Here is an 18,527-nt window from a genome sequence, read left to right as displayed (position 1 = left end):
AATATCTGCCATGTCGACCGCTTCCCGCCCTCGCGTGCTCTCCGGTATCCAGCCGACGGCTGACTCGTACCATCTGGGCAACTTCCTGGGCGCGGTGCGCAACTGGGTGACGATGCAGGACACCCACGACGCGTTCTACATGGTGGTCGACCTGCACGCGATCACCGGGGGGCACGAGCCCAAGGCGCTGCGCGAGCGCACCCGGGTCAGCCTGGCCCAGCTGCTCGCGGTCGGCCTCGACCCGCAGCGCAGCACGATCTTCGTGCAGTCGCACGTGCCGGAGCACGCCCAGCTCGCGTGGATCCTGAGCTGCCTGACCGGCTTCGGCGAGGCGTCCCGGATGGTCCAGTTCAAGGACAAGTCGGCGAAGCAGGGTGCGGACCGGTCCAGCGTGGGCCTGTTCACCTATCCGATCCTGCAGGCCGCCGACATCCTGCTCTACCAGGCCGACGAGGTGCCGGTCGGCGAGGACCAGCGCCAGCACATGGAGCTGACCCGCGATCTCGCCGGGCGCTTCAACGGACTGTTCGGCCAGACCTTCACCCTGCCCCGTCCCTACATCGTCAAGGAGACGGCGAAGATCCTGGACCTGCAGGACCCGACCTCGAAGATGTCCAAGTCGTCGTCGAGCCCGGCCGGCCTGATCGAGCTGCTGGAGGAGCCGCCGCGCTCGGCGAAGAAGGTCAAGTCCGCGGTCACCGACACCGGCCGCGAGATCATCTACGACCCGGTCGAGAAGCCCGGGGTCAGCAACCTGCTCACGATCTTCTCGGCGCTGAGCGGCCGCCCGGTGCCCGCCCTGGTTGAGGCTTACGAGGGCAAGGGCTACGGTGATTTGAAGAAGGACCTGGCCGAGGTGGTCGTGGAGTTCGTGACGCCGATCCAGCGGGAGACGAAGCGTTTCCTCGACGATCCGGCGGAGCTGGACAAGATGCTCGCCATCGGCGCGGCCAAGGCACGCGAGGTCGCCTCGGCGACGCTGGCCTCGGTCTATGACCGTGTCGGATTCCTGCCGCCGCTCGGCGGCTGGACCAACTAGACCGGCCCGACCCGCTGGGTGGTTGGCCCCGATGACCCGTTTTCCCTGAGGGGCTGCCCCACAGGAGGCGAACGGGTGATGATCGGTGGAGGAACGGACCGTTCCTCTGGGCGACCGCGATGGCTACAGTCCGTGCCGAAAGGGGGCGGCGATGCTGCACTCCAAGGAAGGCACGATCCGGATCGGCGTGGCGTTCGATGTCCCACCACCGTGGGGCCCCGAGCTCACCCGAGCGCGGGCGGAGAGCGGAGACCCGCAGGCCGCCACGATTCCGGCACACGTCACCCTGCTCGGACCGACGGAGATCGATCCCGACCAGCTCTCGGCGGTCGAGGAGCACCTCGCCGCCGTCGCGGCCGACCATCACGCCTTCGAGCTGCTGCTGCGGGGGACGGGCACCTTCCGCCCGATCTCCGAGGTCGTCTTCGTGGCGATCGCGTCGGGGATCAGCGAGTGCGAGCTCCTCGCCCGCGAGATCAGCGCGATCGACGCGCTCACCGTGCCGCGCGCCTACCCCTACCATCCGCATGTCACGGTGGCCCAGGACGTGCCGCCGGATGCGCTGGACCGGATCTTCGAGCAGCTCGCGACGTTTGAGGCGCGCTTCCCGGTGGGCGGCTTCACGCTCTTCACCCACACCGGCGAGCTGCGCTCGGCCAACGCCCGCTGGCATCCGCAGCGCGACTACGAGCTGCCCGAGCCCTAGGGCTCCCCGAGCAGGCTTCGACACCGCTTCGATAGGGTCGTGGGCGCACGTACTATCGAAGGTGGTTGGTAGCCATTATCCAGCGGGTTCAGCGCACGGCGACCCTGGCGATCTCGCGCTATGAGCGAGGGGTGGCGCTGCTCCGGAAGCATTCCCGCCTCTTCGACCACTTCTGGCAGGCCAAGGAGCGCTACTCCGAGGTGCTCGGGGCCCGGCTCGCGGCGGCCATCGCCTATTACGGCTTCTTCGCCGCGTTCGCACTCTCGCTGATCGCTTTCGGCGTGCTGATCAGGGCGGTGCCGAGCATCGAGAGCACCTTGATCGACTTCCTCACCGAGCACTTCCCGGAGCTGCCCTTCAAGAGCTTCCAGGCCTCGACCACCTCGCTCACCATCTTCGGCGGCATCGGTCTGATCCTCGCCGGTCTGGGCTGGGTGGACGCGTGGCGCAGCTCGCAGCGGGAGATCTGGCAGCTCGAACAGCATCCGGGCAACATCTTCATCCGCCGGATCGTCGACCTCGGCATGCTGCTGGGCCTCGCGATCGTCACCGGCGTCTCGCTCGTCCTCGGCGACCTGCTCACGTCGCTCTTCGACTGGATCTCCGGCGGCGCGAAGTCGATCTGGCTGACCGCCGCGACGAGCGGCACGACCATCCTGGTCAACGTCGCCTTCGCCGCCGCCCTGCTCACGGTCCTGCCCCGGCTGCACATCTCGCCCAAGCGGCTGCTGCCCGCGGCGGTGCTGGTCGGGCTCGGGATCTCCGCCATCAACTGGGTGGGTCGGTTCTACGTGGGACGGACGACGGCGAACCCGGCCTACGCCGTGGTGGCGACGGCGGCGGGCCTGCTCGTCTACCTCTACCTCTACAACCAGCTCGTGCTCTTCGGAGCGGCGATCGCCGCCACCTCCACGGCGGGGCGATTCGTCGATCTCGCGGCCGGTCCGCAACCTGACCTGCCCGACGAGCCCCAGCACGCTGAAGTGGACAGCGATGCGAGGGCCCGTCGGGCCGAGAAGATCAGGGCAGCGGGTTCGAAATTCGGCGCCGGCGCGAGCCCGGCAGAGCGCGCCAAGAAACCCCGCTCACACTGACAGCCAGGCCGCGGTGGCGACCGGCAGCACGTCGTCGGCGAGCGGGGAGCTGGCGATCAGCACCTCGCCGCCGAAGTCGGCCAGGTTGACCGGGTCGCCGCTGACGTTGACCACGACGACGAGGCCGGGCTCGCGCCGGAAGGCGAGCACGCCGGGCGCCGTCTCCAGCCACTCCACGCCGCCGCCGCCCAGCGCCGGGTGGTGGTGGCGCAGCCGCAGCGCCTCGCGGTAGAGGTTGAGCGTCGAGTCCGGGTCGCGGTCCTGGGCCTCGGCGGTCAGCTCCGCCCACCCCGCCGGTTGCGGCAGCCACGGGCTGGTCGCCCCCGCCGGGCCGAATCCGAACCCGCCCGCCGCGTCACCCGACCAGGGCAGGGGTACGCGGCACCCGTCCCGACTCTCGCCGGTGCGCTGGAAGGACGGGTCCTCGCGGAGCTCGTCGGGGAGGTCGAGAACCTCGTTGAGCCCCAGCTCCTCACCGTTGTATAGGTATGCGGAGCCGGGCAGCGAGAGCATCAGCAGCGTGGCGGCCCGTGCCCGGCGCAGCCCCAGCGGACCGTCGCCGTAGCGGGTGACGTGCCGGTGCTTGTCGTGATTGGAGAGCACCCAGGTCGTCGGCGCGCCGACCAGGTCGGCCTCGGCGAGCGACTTGTCGATGATGGTGCGGAAGCTCGTCGCGTCCCACTCGGCCATCATGAAGTCGAAGTTGAAGGCCTGCTGCAGCTCGTCGGGGCCGATATACCGCGCGAGCCGCTCGGGCGAGGAGACCCACGCCTCGGCGACCGCCATCCGCCCGCCGGGGTAGGAGTCGAGGATCGGCCGCCACTCCCGGTAGATGTCGTGCACGCCGTCCTGGTCGAAGTAGGGCAGCTCCTCGTTGCCGAGCATCTCGACCTGCCGGCCGCCGTCGTCGGTGGTTCGACCGACCGAGGGCAGGCCGGCCGCCTTGATCATGCCGTGGGCCACGTCGATGCGGAACCCGTCCACGCCCCGGTCCAGCCAGAAGCGCAGGATGTCGCGGAACTCGGCCCGGACCTCCTCGTTCTCCCAGTTGAAGTCGGGCTGCTCGGGGTCGAAGAGGTGCAGGTACCACTCGCCGTCCGGTACCCGGGTCCAGGCCGGGCCGCCGAAGATCGACTCCCAGTCGTTCGGCGGCAGCTCGCCGTGCTCGCCCTGCCCGGCGCGGAACATGTAGCGGGCCCGCTCGACCGAGCCGGGAGCTGCGGCGAGCGCCTGCTGGAACCAGACGTGCTCGCTGGAGCTGTGGTTGGGTACGAGGTCCGCGATGACCCGGATGCCCAGCTCGTGGGCGTCGGCGATCATCTCGTCGAAGTCGGAGAGGGTGCCGAAGCGGGGATCCACGTCGCGGTAGTCCGAGACGTCGTAGCCGCCGTCGGCGAGCGGCGACTTGTAGAAGGGGCTCAGCCAGAGAGCGTCCACGCCGAGGCGCTTGAGGTACGTGAGCTTCTGCCGGACACCCTGCAGGTCACCGGTCCCATCACCGTTGGCGTCGGCGAAGCTGCGGGGGTAGATCTGGTACACGACCGCGTCGCGCCACCAGTTGTCGTTCCCCATCGCGTCACTCTCCACGATGACGTGAGCTTGCGGGCTCGCGGTCGTCGTCACTAGTCGTTCCTCTCGGAGTTGCTTCAGGCCTTGATGAATGAGATCGCACTGGCCGGTGGAATGGTCAGTGTCGCCGTACCGGCCGAGTCCACGGTGACCACGGCGGCAGGGTGGAGCAGGTCGCGGTATCGACCCGCGGGCAGGCCGGTCTGGACCACCCGCGTGACGGGCGCCGCGGCCCGGTTGAGCGCAAAATAGCCCCTGCCCGCGCGGGCGAAGCCGAGCTGGTCGTCGGTTGCCCACCATTCGGTGACCGGAGCACCCGCCGTCGCGGTGCGGAAGGCGACCATCGGGAGCACCGCGCGGTGCTCGCAGACGAAGGCCGACCCACCGCAGACGACGGGCCTGGTCGTGCCATCGGGCAGGGCCGGCGGGGAGGCGTCGAAGTCGGTGAAGGCGAAGCTCGACATCACCAGCGGCGTGCCATAGGGCCAGGCCAGCATGAACTCGGTCGCGAGCGCGTGCAGGCCGCCGTCGGCGTAGGTGAGCGTGCTCGTCCCACGCTGCGTGTCGTGGCTGTCGATGTAGACGACCGACCGCGCGCTGGGCTTGAAGTCGAGCGCGGGGGAGTCCGAGGCGACGCCGAGCTCGGCGAGCGCGCCGAGGCTGCCGCCGAAGCGCAGCGCGCGGGTCACGTCGGGTCCGTAGCGGGGCTCCAGCACGGCGCCGAACGGGAGGTACTCCTCGGGCTGGATCGGGTCGCCGAGGGCGAAGAGCACCTCGGAGTAGATGACGGCCGGCCGGTCGAGCTGCGCGGTGATCGCGGCGAGGTCGGCGGCCGGGATGTGCTTGGCGGCGTCGATGCGGAACCCGTCGACGCCGATCGAGAGCAGGTCGTTGAGGTATCCGGCGATCCGCTCGCGCACCGGCGCCCGCTCGGTGGCGAGGTCGGCGAGGTCGAGCAGATCGCAGTTCTGCACCTCGGAGCGGTCCGACCATTGCGCGATCGAGTGGCCGCAGTGGTGGAAGTCGGCCGCGCCGTCATAGCCGGGGTAGCCGGTCCGGCTGAACTTCGTGCCGCCCGTGCCGACCCCGAAGAGCTGGGCGGTCATGTGATTGATTACCGCATCAGCGTAGATCTCGACCCCGGCCGCATGGCACGTCTCGACCATCTTCGCCAGCGCCGCCCGGTCGCCGCGGCGGCTGGTGAGGCCGTAGCTGACCGGTTGGTAATCCTGCCACCAGGGAAATCCCTGGTCGGCGAGGACGACGTGCTCCTGCGGCGGGGAGATCTGCACCGCGGCGACCCCGGCCGGGCCGAGGGTCTCGCGGCACTCGCGTGCCACGTCGGCCCACGGCCACTGGAACAGGTGCACGATGACGCCCGTGGGATCGCTCTCTCGGTGCGCGGGCGCCGAGGGGGAGTGCGGGGCCGCCGCCGGGCCGTCGCCGGTCGCCGTGCAGCCGGTGAGTACGAGCAGCAGCGCGCAACCGGCACCCACGAGTGACCTGCGCACGCTGCTGCTCCCTTCCACCCGCCACCGACTTGATTGCTGGTGACTCATGAAGGATGGCGCGCAAATGCTGCAACAGTCAAGCAGGAAGTTTCAGCAAGATTGCAACCTGCCCACCACATGACGCAACTCTTCAAGAGTTGGTGCTAAGAACGGGTCATCCTGACGTGCGCGAAGGCGCTGAGCCAGTCTGACGTGCAAGATCGTCGCAACTCTTCAAGAGTTGTGCTTAAGGCCTGGCGGCCTGAAGCGACAACTCTTGAAGAGTTGCGACGATCTTGGGGGGCCTCAGACGGCAGGGGCGGTGGCGGTGGAGGCGCGGACGACGAGTTCGGGGCGGAAGACATACTCCGAGTTGGGCGCGGCGTGGCCCAGGATCTCGTCGACCAGGGCCCGAACGGCTGCCACGGCCATCGCCCGGACCGGCTGGCGCATCGTGGTGAGCGGCGGATCGGTGAAGGCGATCAGCGGCGAGTCGTCGTAGCCGACCACGCTGACCTGCTCCGGAACGCTCAGTCCGCGCTGCCGGGCGGCCCGGATCGCGCCGAGGGCCATCAGGTCCGAGCCGCAGACGATCGCGGTGGCGCCCTTGTCGAGCAGGCGTCCCGCCGCAGCCTCGCCGCCCTCGACGCCGAAGAGCGTCAGCGAGATGAGGTCGTTGATCTCGGTGTCGCCGAGGCCGAGCAGGCGCCGCATCGCGTCCCGGTAACCGGCGATCTTGCGCTGGACGGGCAGGTAGCGGTCGGGGCCGGAGATCAGGCCGATCCGCCGGTGCCCGAGCGCGACCAGGTGGGCGACGGCACCGTCGCCGGCTGCCCGGTCGTCACAGGAGATGAAGGGCGCTTCCAGGCCTTCCATGTAGCCGTTGACGAGCACGATCGGCAGCGGCCGGGTGAGCAGCTTGCGATAGCGCTCGGGGTCGGCCGTGGTGTCCGCGTGCAGGCCGGAGACGAAGACGATGCCCGCGACCTGGCGATCGAGGAGCATCTCGACATACTCGTCCTCGCTGACGCCGCCGGGGGTCTGCGTACACAGCACCGGGGTGTAGCCCTGCTGGGCCAGCGCGGACTCGATGATCTGCGCGAACGCCGGGAAGATCGGGTTATCGAGCTCGGGTACGACGAGCCCGACCAGGCCGGCGCTTCTCTTGCGCAGCTTGGTGGGGCGTTCGTAGCCGAGGACATCAAGGGCCGTCAGCACGGCTTGGCGAGTCTCGGCCGCGACTCCGGGTCGGTCGTTCAGGACCCGGGAGACGGTGGCTTCACTCACTTCAGCCTGCTGGGCGATGTCTGCCAGACGTGCACGCATGGCCGCATGGTAACCGAATCAACAAGATCTTGCTGCTTCCGAACTGCAAGGTCTTCCACAACTTGCAAAGTCTTGCTAACGTGCCCGCAACACAAACGTACCCCTCGGGGCCCCGCGAGAGCGGCCAACCGACAACTCCCTGAAACCCCGACTGCAAGCGAATCGGACTTCCGGGAACATACCTCCCCCAGGCTCTCGCAGAGGGCCATTTAAACGCGGCCAGGCACGGTTTTGGCCACGACATCAGGAGCGAAAATGCGCATCCGTACTGTGGGTGTGATTGCTGTACTGGGCCTGGCGCTCGCCGCCTCCGGCTGCGGCACCACCGATGAGCCGACCGCCACCCCCAGCAAGGACAAGGGCAACGGAAAGCTCGTCATCTGGGCCGACCAGAAGCGGACCGCCGCGCTGAAGCCCTTCGCCGACCAGTTCGGCAAGGAGAACGGCGTCACGGTCGAGGTCAAGGAGATCAGCGAGAACCAGCAGCAGACCTTCCTCACCGCGTCCCAGCAGGGCAGCGGCCCCGACGTCATGGTCGGCGCGCACGACTGGATCGGCAACCTGGTGCAGAACGGCGCCATCGACCCGGTGCAGCTCACCGCCGCGCAGAAGGCGTCCTTCCCGGAGATCGCGCTGAAGGCCGTCTCCTTCAACGGACAGACCTACGGCGCCCCCTACGCCATCGAGAACGTCGCGCTGATCCGCAACACCGAGCTCGTCCCGACCGCTCCGGCGACCCTGGACGACGCGATCAAGGCCGGCAAGGAGCTCAAGGCCGCCAAGAAGGTCAGCGAGATCATGTGCTTGCCGATCGGCCAGCAGGGCGACGCCTACCACATCTACCCGATCTACTCCGCCGCCGGCGGCTCGCTCTTCGGCACCACCGCCACCGGCGACCCGGACCCGAAGAACGTGACCGTGGGCTCCGCCGAGTCGGTCGCCGCCTGGACCAAGCTCAAGGAGCTCGGTGAGAAGGGCGAGACCGCGCTCAAGACGTCGATCAGCAACGACAACGCCATCGCGACCTTCGCGGCGAAGAAGTGCGCCTTCCTCGTCTCCGGCCCGTGGTCGCTCGTCGACATCAAGAAGACCGACATCAAGTACGACATCCAGGCGGTCCCCGGCTTCGCCGGTGGCAAGGCGGCGACCCCGTTCGTGGGCGTGCAGTCGTTCTTCGTCGCGAGCAAGGGCAAGAGCAAGGCGCTGGCGCAGGAGTTCGTCGCCAACTACGTCACCAACAAGGACGTGGCCCTGGCCCTCTACAACGCCGACCCGCGCCCGCCGGCGCTGACCGCCGCGCTCGACCAGGTCAAGGGCACCGACCCGGACGCCGGCAAGTTCCTCGAGGCGGGCAAGGGCGGCTTCCCGATGCCGGCCATCCCCGAGATGTCCGCGATCTGGGGCCCGTTCGGCAACGCCGAGGCGGCCGTGACCAAGGGCGGCGACCCCGCCACCGCAGCCGCGGCAGCGGCGAAGGCGATCGTCGACGCGATCGCCAAGAAGTAGGGCTGCCACGTCAATGACCACGCAGCCAAGCGTGACGGGTTCGGGGAGCTCCGGCTCCCCGGACCCGGGGCTGTCTCCCCGCAGCTCACAGCCACGGGTGATCACCACCGGCTTCCTCGTCGGCCGCGTGGTCGTCCTCGGCATCGTGGCGGCCCTCGCCCTCTACGCCGTGCCGCCGCTGATCGAGAGCGAGTCCTGGCTCGCCCTCGGTGTCGTCGGGGTCGCCACCCTCATCGTCACCTACGCCTACCTGAGCACGCGTCACGTCCCGGCGAAGTACCTGATCCCGGGGACGATCTTCCTGATCGCGTTCCAGATCCTGCCGGTGCTCCTCACCGTCAGCACCGCCTTCACCAACTTCGGTGACGGGCACCGCGGCTCCAAGGAAGACGCGATCACCGCGATCCAGACCGGCTCGGTCACCCAGGTGGCGGGCTCGCCGGAGTACAACCTCACCATCGCGCTGCGCGACGGGAAGTTGGTCTTCCTCCTGGTGAACCCGACCACCAAGAGCGTCCAGGCCGGTACGGCCGACGGGCTCAGCGAGGTCACCGGTGCGGAGCTCGGCATCACCGGGAAGGTGCTCGCCGCACCCGGCTTCGAGGTGCTCAACGGCGCCACGGCAGCCGAGCGGGGCAAGGAGATCTCCGACCTCGTCGTACCCACCGAGGGTGGCGCGATCAAGGCCAACGGCCTGAGCCGCGCCTTCGAGGGCAAGACCTCCAAGCGCTACCGCGCGGACTGCGACTGCGTGACCGATGCCGAGACCGGCCAGAAGTGGGTCGCCGACGCCGACATCGGGTCGTTCGTCGACGACAACGGCCAGGCGCTCGCGCAGGGCTGGCAGGTCAACATCGGTCTCGCCAACTTCACCCGGGTCTTCACCAACAACACGATCTCGGCGCACTTCCTCGCCGTCTTCGTCTGGAACGTGGTCTTCGCCCTCGCCTCGGTGCTGACGACCTTCGTCCTCGGCATGATCGTGGCGCTCGCGCTGCACTCGCCCCGGGTCCGCGGCAAGAAGACCTACCGCACCTTCCTGGTGCTGCCCTATGCCATGCCGGCCTTCGCGATGCTGCTGGTCTGGCGGGACATGTTCAACACCGACTTCGGGCTGATCAACCGGCTCCTCGGCACCGACATCGACTGGATCGGGCAGCCCAACACGGCTCGCTTCGCCCTGATCCTGATGAACCTCTGGCTCGGCTTCCCCTACATGTTCCTGGTGACGACCGGCGCCCTGCAGGCGATCCCCAAGGAGCTCGTCGAGGCGTCCACGGTCGACGGCGCCTCGCCGTGGCAGGGCTTCCGGCGGGTGACGCTGCCGCTGCTGCTGGTGGCGCTGACCCCGCTGCTGATCTCGTCGTTCGCGTTCAACTTCAACAACTTCAACGCGATCCGGCTGGTCACCAACGGCGGGCCCTATGCCATCGACAACGCCTCGGTCGGCGCGACGGATCTGCTGATCAGCTACACCTACCGGGTGGCGGGCTTCGACACGGGCACGGCCGACTTCGGCTTCGCCGCGGCGATCTCCGTCTTCATCTTCGCGATCGTGGCGACGATCTCGGTGGTCGCGTTCCGCCGGACCCGGGCGCAGGAGGAGGTCTACTCATGATCCGCTGGCTCAAGCGGGTGGGCTGGCGGCACCTCGTGCTGCTGCTCACCGTGGCGTTCGCGCTCTTCCCGATCATCTTCGTGCTCTCGGCCGCGCTCAATCCGCTCGGCACCCTGAGCAGCTCGGAGCTGATTCCGACCGGGGCCAGCCTCGACAACTTCGAGAACCTGCTGACCCGGCCGGACCTGCATTACCAGCGCTGGTTCGTCAACTCGCTGGTGATCTCGCTCGCCTCGTCCTTCGCGAGCATCTTCCTCAGCTTCTGCGCCGCCTACGCCTTCAGCCGGATGCGCTTCGCCGGCCGCCGGATCGGGCTGCTCGCGCTGCTGCTGATCCAGATGTTCCCGCAGTTCCTGGCGATCGTGGCGATCTTCATCATCTTCACCAATGTGACCGAGCTCTACCCGGCCTTCGGCTTCAACACCCCGTGGGGGCTGCTGCTGCTCTACCTGGGCGGCGCGCTGGGGGTCAACACCTACCTGATGAAGGGCTTCCTCGACACGGTGCCGAAGGAGCTCGACGAATCGGCGACGGTGGACGGCGCCACGCACGCCCAGATCTTCTTCCGCATCATCCTGCCGCTGGTGGCGCCGATCCTCGCGGTCACCGCGATGCTCGCCTTCATCGGCACGATGAACGAGTTCCTCATCGCCAACGTCTTCCTGCTCGAACCCGAGTCCAAGACGCTCGCGGTGGGGATGTACGGAATGCTCGTCGGGGACGTCCGCAACGGCAACTTCGGCATGTTCGCCGCCGGAACGCTGCTGATGGCGGTCCCGACCGTCGGTGTCTTCCTGTGGCTGCAGAAATACATCGTCAACGGCCTGACGGCTGGTGCCGTCAAGGGCTAGTCACCGTTTATCCCTCAAGACCAACCCCCTCCGGGGCAATGTGTCGCTACACGCTCCGGAGGGGGCACCCATGTATCTGCTGCACGAACCCCACCACGACGGCTCCTCGCTCTACGTCTCCGACGCGCGGCCGTCGCCCGGCGACAAGATCAGCCTGTGGGTACGCGTACCCGCCGAGTTCTTGGTCGTGAGCGTCCACGCGCGGACGACCGTCGACGGCGAACCGCGATTCCTGGAGGCTGTGCCCGACCCCACGATCGCCGCAACTCTTCAAGAGTTGCGCGGATCTTCCGCGGGCGAACCGGACACCTGGTGGCGGGTGGAGCTGGAGCTGCACAACCCGGTCACGCACTACCGGTTCTACCTGCGGCGGCCCGACGGCGAGCCGCTGTGGCTGACCGCGGCGGGCCTGCTCGACCACGACCTCCCGGACGCGACCGACTTCCGGATCGCCACCTATGAAGCGCCGGCCGACTGGGTCCGCGACGCGGTGATCTATCAGATCTTCCCCGACCGGTTCGCCCGCTCCGCCGCCGCTGATGGCCGTGAGCTGCCCGACTGGGCCATCGCCTGCGACTGGGACACGACGCCGGTGATCGGGCGCGGGCCCGGGACCGCCGAGCAGATCTTCGGCGGCGACCTCGACGGCATCATCGAGCACCTCGACCACATCGAGTCCCTCGGTGCCGACACCGTCTATCTCACGCCGATCTTCCCGGCCCGTTCCAACCACCGCTACGACGCGTCCACCTTCGACGCCGTCGACCCGCTGCTCGGCGGCGACGAGGCGCTCGGCCGGCTCGCCGACGCCGTGCACGCTCGCGGGATGCGGCTCGTCGGCGACATCACCACCAACCACTGCGGCGCCGGTCACGAGTGGTTCACGACCGCGCTCGCCGATCCCGACGCACCCGAGCGGGCGATGTTCTACTGGTCGCCCGACGGCGATTACGTCTCCTGGAACGGCGTACGCAGCCTGCCCAAACTCAACTGGAACGCCGAGCTGACCCGGGAGCGGATGATCGGCGTGCTGCGTCGCTGGCTGCCGATGTTCGACGGCTGGCGCGTCGACGTGGCCAACATGACCGGCCGATACCGCACGGACGATCTGACCCACGAGGTCGCGGCGAACCTGCGCGCGGCGCTGAGCGAGACCGCGCCCGAGGCGATGTTCGTCGCCGAGCACATGCACGACTCGACCAGTGACCTGGACCGGGACGGCTGGCAGGGCACGATGAATTACGGCGGCTTCACCCGGCCCGTCTGGACCTGGCTCGCCGGTCCCGACACGCCTGCCGAGTTCATGGGAGTGCCCGGTGGGATCCCGGCCCGCGGTGGTGAGTCGGCCTACGCGACGATCCGCGCCTTCGGCGGCCGGGTGTCGTGGCGGTCCCTGCAGCACTCCTGGCTGCTGCTCGACTCGCACGACGCGGCTCGGATCAGGACCGTGACCGGCTCCAACGCCCGGCAGATCGCCGCCGTGGCGTTGCAGGCTACCCTCCCCGGTCCGCCGATGATCTTCGCGGGGAGCGAGTTCGGGCTGACGGGGTGGAACGGGGAGAGCTCGCGTACCCCCATGCCGTGGAACCGTCCCGGCGACCGCGACGAGTCGATTCTCGCCGCCTATAGGGCGCTGCTCGGGCTGCGCCGGTCGTGCGAAGCGCTGCGGACGGGCGGGCTGCGCTGGGCCTACGTCTCGGCGGATGTGCTGGCGTTCCTGCGCGAGACCGCGACCGAGACCGTGCTCGTCGCGGTGCGGCGTGGTGCGGGTGATGCTGTGGCGCTGCCGGGGTTGGGCTCGGGTACGGCGCTCTTCGGCGGGGTCGACCTGGTTGATGGGGTGCTGCCGGCGGTGTCGGAGGCGTCGGCGCAGATCTGGCGGCTGGTCTAGGTTTGCGGTTTGCGGTCGCGGTTTGCGGTTTGCGGTCGCGGTTTGCGGTTTGCGGTCGCGGTTTGCGGTCGCGGGTTGCGGGTCGCGGTTCGCGGGCTGTGGGTCGCGGTTTGCGGTTCGCGGGCTGTGGGTCGCGGTTCGCGGTCGCGGTCGCGGTTTGCGGGTCGCGGGTCGCGGTTCGCGGTCGCGGGTCGCGGTTCGGGGTCGCGGGTTGCGGGCTGTGGGTCGCGGTTTGCGGTTCGGGGTCGCGGGTTGCGGGCTGTGGGTCGCGGTTCGCGGGCTGTGGCCGGGCGGCCATGGTCCGCGACCCGCGACCCGCGACCCGCGACCCGCGACCCGCGACCCGCGACCCGCGAGTTCGGCGGGCGGCGTGGGCCTCCCGCATCCGGCGGCAGGCGGATCTTCTTATTTACATTCATGGAAATGCGTCACTACGATCCGGTCATGACGCCAGCATCTCGTCTCACCGCGCTGATCTCCGGCGCGACACTCATCGCCGCAGGTCTCAGCGCCGCGCCGGCCGCCGCAGCCCCGGCCGTCCCCGACGGGCTCACCCTCGTCACCGTCAAGCACTCCCTCCTCGGCGACCACCAGTGGTTCCAGCAGACCTACCGGGGACTGCCGGTGCTCGGCGGCTTCCTCGTCAAGCACACCGAGACCCGCTCCGGCGCGGTCACGACCGAGGACGGCCGGCTCGCGGTCAACGGCGACGTGACCCCGCTCGCCGCAGTCGGTGCCGACCGGGCCCGGGCCAGCGCGATCACCCGCGACGGCGGGCAGGTCACCCGTTCGCAGCTCGTCGTCGTCCCCGGCGCGCAGGCGGTGCTCGCGTGGCGGGTCCTCCTCGACACCGGCAACGACTCCCGCGAACTGCTCGTCGACGCCCGGTCCGGTGCCGTGATCCGATCCGAGTCGCTCATCAAGAAGGTCAACGGCAGCGGCAAGGTCTTCAACCCGAATCCGGTCGTGACGCTGCAGAACGAGTCCCTCAAGGACGCGAGCAATGCCAACTCGGCGGTGTTCGCCCCCGCGTACTCGACGGTCACGCTCACCCAGCTCAACGCCGGTGGCAAGCTCAAGGGCGCCTACGCGAGCAACGCGAGCGCGAGTGCCGTCACCTCGACCACCAACGTCTTCAACTACAACCGCTCGCAGGCCGGGTTCGAGCAGGTCATGGTCTATTACCACCTGACCCGCTCGCAGGAGTACATCCAGAGCCTCGGCTTCACCGACGTCAACAACTCCGCCCAGGTCTACAAGACCACCGGGCTCACCGATGACAACTCCTTCTACGACCCGTCGACCGACCGGCTCACCTTCGGTACCGGAGGGGTCGACGACGCCGAGGACGCCGAGGTCATCTGGCACGAGTACGGCCACGCCATCCAGGACGACCAGGTCCCCGGCTTCGGCTCCGGTGCGCAGTCCGGTGCGATCGGCGAAGGCTTCGGCGACTACTGGGCGTACTCCATGTCGAGCGCGGTCAGCGCCAACACCGCGACGACGCCGCTCGCCTGCATCGCCGACTGGGACGCCGTCTCCTACACCAGCACCGTGCCGCACTGCCTGCGGCGGGTCGACGGCACCAAGGTCTACCCCGGTGACGTCGCCGGTGAGGTGCACGACGACGGCGAGATCTGGTCGCGCGGCCTGTTCGACATCTTCAACGCGCTGGGCCGGGTCCAGGCCGACCGGATCATCCTGGAGGCGCAGTTCAGCTTCGCGCCCAACACCACCTTCACGGCCGCGTCCAACAAGATCGTGGCTGCTGCGCAGGCCCTCTACGGCGCTGCCGCCGCAGCCGCCTGCACCACGGCACTGCACGCGCGGGGCTTCATCTGATCGATGCGGTAGGTATCTGCGCGTGGAGTCGGCCGATCCCGGCCGGCTCCACGCGTCGTATGCTCCCCGCGTGAAGGAGTTCATTCGTGAGGTACTGCTCTACTGCCACCTGATCGGGTTCGGCCTGCTCCTGGGCGGCTCGATCGTTCAGCTCGTCTCCGGCAAGTTGAAGATCAATTCGGCGATGCTGTGGGGATCGCTGATCCAGGTCATCACCGGGATCGGTCTCGCCGCGCCGCTGCGTTCTGCCGGGCATGAGCCTGAGCCGGCGAAGCTCGCGGTGAAGGCCGTGATCGCGCTGCTGATCCTCGGCGCGGTGTGGTCTGTGCGGAAGAAGGACGAGATCGCGAAGCAGCACCTGATCGGCATCATCGCGATGACCCTGATCAATGCTGCGGTGGCCGTCTTCTGGCGCTGAGGTCCGCAGCGCTTTCTGCGCCCGCTCGTGCGCTTCATGATCGCGTTGTTTCCGGGAAATAGTCCCCTCGCGTTGCTTGGGTAGGGCTTGTTTCCGGGAAACAGCGCGATCATGCCGTTCTGGCGCGGTGGGCGGGGGTGGGGTGGGCGGTCCTTGCGGGTGGTGCGTGCGCTGCTCGGGGTGCTGGTTGTGCCGTCGCTGCGCGCGTCGTGATCGTGTTGTTTCCGGGAAGTAGTCCCCTCGCGTTGCCTGGGTAGGGCTTGCTTCCGAGAAACAGCGCGATCATGCCGTTGCGGCGTGAGGTGGGGTGGGGTGAGCGCTTCCGTCGGGTGGTTTGCACACAGCTCGCGGCGCTCTTGATCGTGCACTTTCCCGGAAATGGGCCCTTCGCGTGACCAAGATTCGCGATATTTCCGGGAAACAACGCGATCATCGCCGGGTGTGCGGGTGTGCGGGTGTGCGGGTGTGCGGGTGTGCGGGTGTGCGGGTGTGCGGGTGTGCGGGTGTGCGGGTGTGCGGGTGTGCGGGTGTGCGGCGTGAGTTGCACGCTGCAATGCGATGCTTGTCCACACGCGGTGCTTGTCCACATGTGGGGGCCGGCACAGGGTGCTTGTCCACATGTGGTGGCTGCTGGAGTGGCTGTCCATACGTTATGCCTGTCTGGCGTGCCGCTTGTCCACGTGCGGGACGTGAGCTTGCCGCGGTGCGCAGCCTCCCTGCTCGCCACGCTTCCGGGTGCGTCGATGTGAGGGCTAGGGCTTGCGGGTGGCGATGGCGGCGCGGAGTTCGGCGACCACGCCGGGGAGGTCGTTGCGCAAGCGCTCCGACGTCACGTGGAGCACTATCCAACCCGCCGCCTGGAGCGCGTTGAGACGACGCCGGTCCTTGTGGAACTGGGCGGTGGCGATGTGCCACTGGCCGTCGTACTCGATGGCGATCTTGAATTGGGGCCAGGCCAGGTCGACGCGCGCGATGAAGGTCCCGTCCTGGTAGATCGCGTGCTGGGTGACGGGTCGGGGGACGCCGGACCGGACGAGGCCGACTCGCAGGCGGCTCTCCTGGGGTGACTCGGAGCCGGCGTCGGCGAGGTCGGCGGCCTTGCTCAGGCGCAGCCAACCGCGGGTGCCGGCCTGAGCAAGGGCGTGGGCCTTGAGCTCGCCGATGGTGACGACGTGCTTGGCGGCGAGGATGTCGATGATCACGACGGCTTCGACAGTGTCCAGCCAGCGGGCCAGGTCCCAGCAGGTACGCACGGGTGTGGTCACGGGGAGACCGAGCGGACCGATCGCCGTCTCGTCGGAGGCGACGGACCCGAGGTGGCTGCGGATCCCGCGCATGGGGCCGAACGATCTCGGGGAGATGATCTCGACGGGGTCATCGTCGGGGATGACGTCGGCGCCGTGCAGGTAGGCGGCGGAGCGGCCCGCGATGACGGCGTCGGCCGGGAGCAGGTGCTTGGCCGCGGCTCGGACCCGGAGCAGGTGCGTGATGGTGAGCGCCCGGTCGGCATAGACCCCTCGGAACAGCCGCTGCCAGGCCGTGCTGTGCAGGTCGGCGGGGGTGAGCAGTCCACGCTGGAGGGCGGACCGGGCGGAGAAGATGCGGCCGGTGAGTTCCCGGGGCCGAACAGCGACACGAGGCACTCGCCTACCCTCGTCCGCTGCGCGGACGAGAACAACCCCCTGTGGATAACCCTCAAGATCGCGCTGTTTCCGCGAAATATGCCCCTCGGGCTGGTCACGAGGGGACAGTTTCCGGGAAAGTGCGCGATCAAGGCGGCCGGTGGGCGTATTTTTCCGGAATGTGCAGGATCTTGGTACGTAATGAGCGCCGATTGTGTGAACGCTTGAGTGACCAACTACACCTGGCGGTCACGCGGGCATAACGGGTGCTCAACAACCGTGCACGATGATCCGCTATTGGGCAGGGAGAGCGGTAATCTCCCGTCCGTGGATTCACCGCAAGTTTGCGGTGTCTTAATGGGAGAGGAGACCGTCTTGCGCCCTGTGCGTGGGATGAAGATCGTGGCGCTTGTCGCCACGGCCGGCCTGGCGTTTGCCGCTGCGGCCTGTAGCAAGCCTGAGGAAGCGAAGCCGGGAGCGACCGCCGGCACTGCCTACAACGCTTGCATGGTCACCGACACTGGTGGCATCGACGACCACTCCTTCAACGCCTCTACCTGGGCGGGCATGGAGGCGGCCAAGGCCGCGAACAGCGCCATCAAGACCAGCAACGTTGCTTCCAACGCGCTGACCGACTACGAGCCCAACCTCACCAACCTGGTGAACAAGAACTGTGACTACATCCAGGCCGTCGGCGGTCTGATGACCGAGGCCACGGCCAAGGTCGCCAAGGCCAACACGGCCAAGCAGTTCGCGATCGTCGACTCGAACCCGGGTCTGCCCAACGTCTACCCGCTGGAGTTCGAGACCCAGGAAGCGGCCTACCTCGCCGGCTACCTGGCCGCGGGCTTCTCGAAGACGGGCAAGGTCGGCACCTACGGCGGTCTGCCGATCGCGCCGGTGACGATCTTCATGGATGGCTTCGCCGACGGCATCAAGAAGTACAACGAGGTCAAGGGCAAGAACGTTCAGCTCCTGGGCTGGGACAAGGCGACCCAGAAGGGTCTGTTCGCCAACACCTTCACCGACCAGACCGCTGGTAAGAAGCAGTCGGACACGCTGGTCGCCCAGGGCGCCGACGTGATCTTCCCGGTCGCCGGTGGCACCGGCCTCGGCACCGCCGCCAACGCGGGCACGAAGTACGCCGTGATCTGGGTCGACGCCGACGGCTTCGCCACCACGCCTTACGGCTCGGTCATGCTGACCACCGTGGTCAAGAACATGACCGACGGTGTCAAGGAGGCGCTGGGCAAGGCCGCCACCCAGAAGGGCACGCTGCTGACCGGCGGCTTCAAGGGCACGCTCGCCAACAAGGGTGTCTCCCTCGCGCCGTACCACGACTTCGACAGCAAGATCGACGCCGGCCTCAAGGCCGAGGTCGAGGCGCTGAAGGCCGACATCATCTCGGGCAAGATCAAGGTTGAGTCTCCTTCTCAGCCCAAGTGACCTGATTCGGGTCACGCGGTCGTCTGACGGGTGAGATCATCCGCTAGAGGCCGATGTACCACCGGCCGCCCCGGAAACGGTTCCATGAGCCGACCTGGGGCGGCCGATT

General features: G+C 68.3%; 14 protein-coding genes. 10 read left to right on the top strand and 4 right to left on the bottom strand.

All coding sequences use genetic code 11. From position 1 onward, the window contains the following. The first annotated feature begins 10 nt into the window (after positions 1–10). From trpS to F4553_RS18860, 3 genes are all read left to right on the top strand, one after another. On the top strand, positions 11–1,039 hold the full coding sequence (gene trpS, locus F4553_RS18870; RefSeq protein WP_184837836.1) for a tryptophan--tRNA ligase: 1,029 nt from the start codon (positions 11–13) through the stop codon (positions 1,037–1,039). A gap of 151 nt (positions 1,040–1,190) precedes the next feature. Next, on the top strand, positions 1,191–1,745 hold the full coding sequence (locus tag F4553_RS18865) for a 2'-5' RNA ligase family protein (RefSeq protein WP_184837834.1): 555 nt from the start codon (positions 1,191–1,193) through the stop codon (positions 1,743–1,745). Positions 1,746–1,876: 131 nt separating this feature from the next. After that, positions 1,877–2,839, top strand: coding sequence for a YihY/virulence factor BrkB family protein (locus F4553_RS18860; protein ID WP_184837832.1), 963 nt, complete (start codon positions 1,877–1,879; stop codon positions 2,837–2,839). Here the strand turns inward: F4553_RS18860 and F4553_RS18855 are convergent. From F4553_RS18855 to F4553_RS18845, 3 genes are all read right to left on the bottom strand, one after another. Then, positions 2,831–4,411 (bottom strand): glycoside hydrolase family 13 protein, encoded by a 1,581-nt coding sequence (locus F4553_RS18855; protein ID WP_184840887.1) that lies wholly within the window; start codon positions 4,409–4,411, stop codon positions 2,831–2,833. The genes F4553_RS18860 and F4553_RS18855 overlap by 9 nt on opposite strands. Positions 4,412–4,485: 74 nt before the next feature. Beyond that, positions 4,486–5,919 (bottom strand): alpha-amylase, encoded by a 1,434-nt coding sequence (locus F4553_RS18850; protein WP_184837830.1) that lies wholly within the window; start codon positions 5,917–5,919, stop codon positions 4,486–4,488. A gap of 285 nt (positions 5,920–6,204) precedes the next feature. Beyond that, positions 6,205–7,224 (bottom strand): LacI family DNA-binding transcriptional regulator, encoded by a 1,020-nt coding sequence (locus F4553_RS18845; RefSeq protein WP_184837828.1) that lies wholly within the window; start codon positions 7,222–7,224, stop codon positions 6,205–6,207. A 255-nt stretch (positions 7,225–7,479) separates the two neighbouring features. Between F4553_RS18845 and F4553_RS18840 the strand changes: the two genes are divergently transcribed. From F4553_RS18840 to F4553_RS18815, 6 genes are all read left to right on the top strand, one after another. Further along, complete coding sequence (locus tag F4553_RS18840) at positions 7,480–8,730, top strand: sugar ABC transporter substrate-binding protein (RefSeq protein ID WP_184837826.1); 1,251 nt, start codon at positions 7,480–7,482, stop codon at positions 8,728–8,730. A gap of 13 nt (positions 8,731–8,743) precedes the next feature. Continuing rightward, a complete protein-coding gene (locus F4553_RS18835) occupies positions 8,744–10,348 on the top strand; it encodes an ABC transporter permease subunit (RefSeq protein WP_184837824.1) in 1,605 nt (534 codons plus the stop codon). Continuing rightward, positions 10,345–11,199, top strand: coding sequence for a sugar ABC transporter permease (locus F4553_RS18830; protein WP_184837822.1), 855 nt, complete (start codon positions 10,345–10,347; stop codon positions 11,197–11,199). The genes F4553_RS18835 and F4553_RS18830 overlap by 4 nt, the downstream gene beginning before the upstream one ends. Before the next feature lie 70 nt (positions 11,200–11,269). Further along, positions 11,270–13,090: a glycoside hydrolase family 13 protein gene (locus F4553_RS18825; protein ID WP_246466406.1), complete on the top strand. Its 1,821-nt coding sequence runs from the start codon at positions 11,270–11,272 to the stop codon at positions 13,088–13,090. A gap of 444 nt (positions 13,091–13,534) precedes the next feature. Next, on the top strand, positions 13,535–14,932 hold the full coding sequence (locus F4553_RS18820) for a M36 family metallopeptidase (protein ID WP_184837819.1): 1,398 nt from the start codon (positions 13,535–13,537) through the stop codon (positions 14,930–14,932). Positions 14,933–15,002: 70 nt separating this feature from the next. Continuing rightward, the gene (locus tag F4553_RS18815; protein ID WP_184837817.1) at positions 15,003–15,350 is read left to right on the top strand and encodes a hypothetical protein; all 348 of its coding nucleotides are present in this window, start codon (positions 15,003–15,005) and stop codon (positions 15,348–15,350) included. A 752-nt stretch (positions 15,351–16,102) separates the two neighbouring features. On the opposite strand, the gene F4553_RS18810 is transcribed toward F4553_RS18815, so the two are convergent. Beyond that, positions 16,103–16,993, bottom strand: a complete 891-nt coding sequence (locus F4553_RS18810; protein WP_184837815.1) for a DUF559 domain-containing protein — start codon at positions 16,991–16,993, stop codon at positions 16,103–16,105. 372 nt (positions 16,994–17,365) lie between these two features. Here F4553_RS18810 and F4553_RS18805 point away from each other — a divergent pair, with 372 nt between their 5' ends. Then, a complete protein-coding gene (locus F4553_RS18805; protein WP_184840883.1) occupies positions 17,366–18,418 on the top strand; it encodes a BMP family lipoprotein in 1,053 nt (350 codons plus the stop codon). Positions 18,419–18,527: the final 109 nt, after the last annotated feature.

Origin of the sequence: Allocatelliglobosispora scoriae (genome assembly GCF_014204945.1) — a bacterium.
Lineage (GTDB): Bacteria > Actinomycetota > Actinomycetes > Mycobacteriales > Micromonosporaceae > Allocatelliglobosispora > Allocatelliglobosispora scoriae.
The sequence above is the reverse complement of the archived record's forward strand: the minus strand, read 5'-3'. Positions and strand labels throughout refer to the sequence as shown.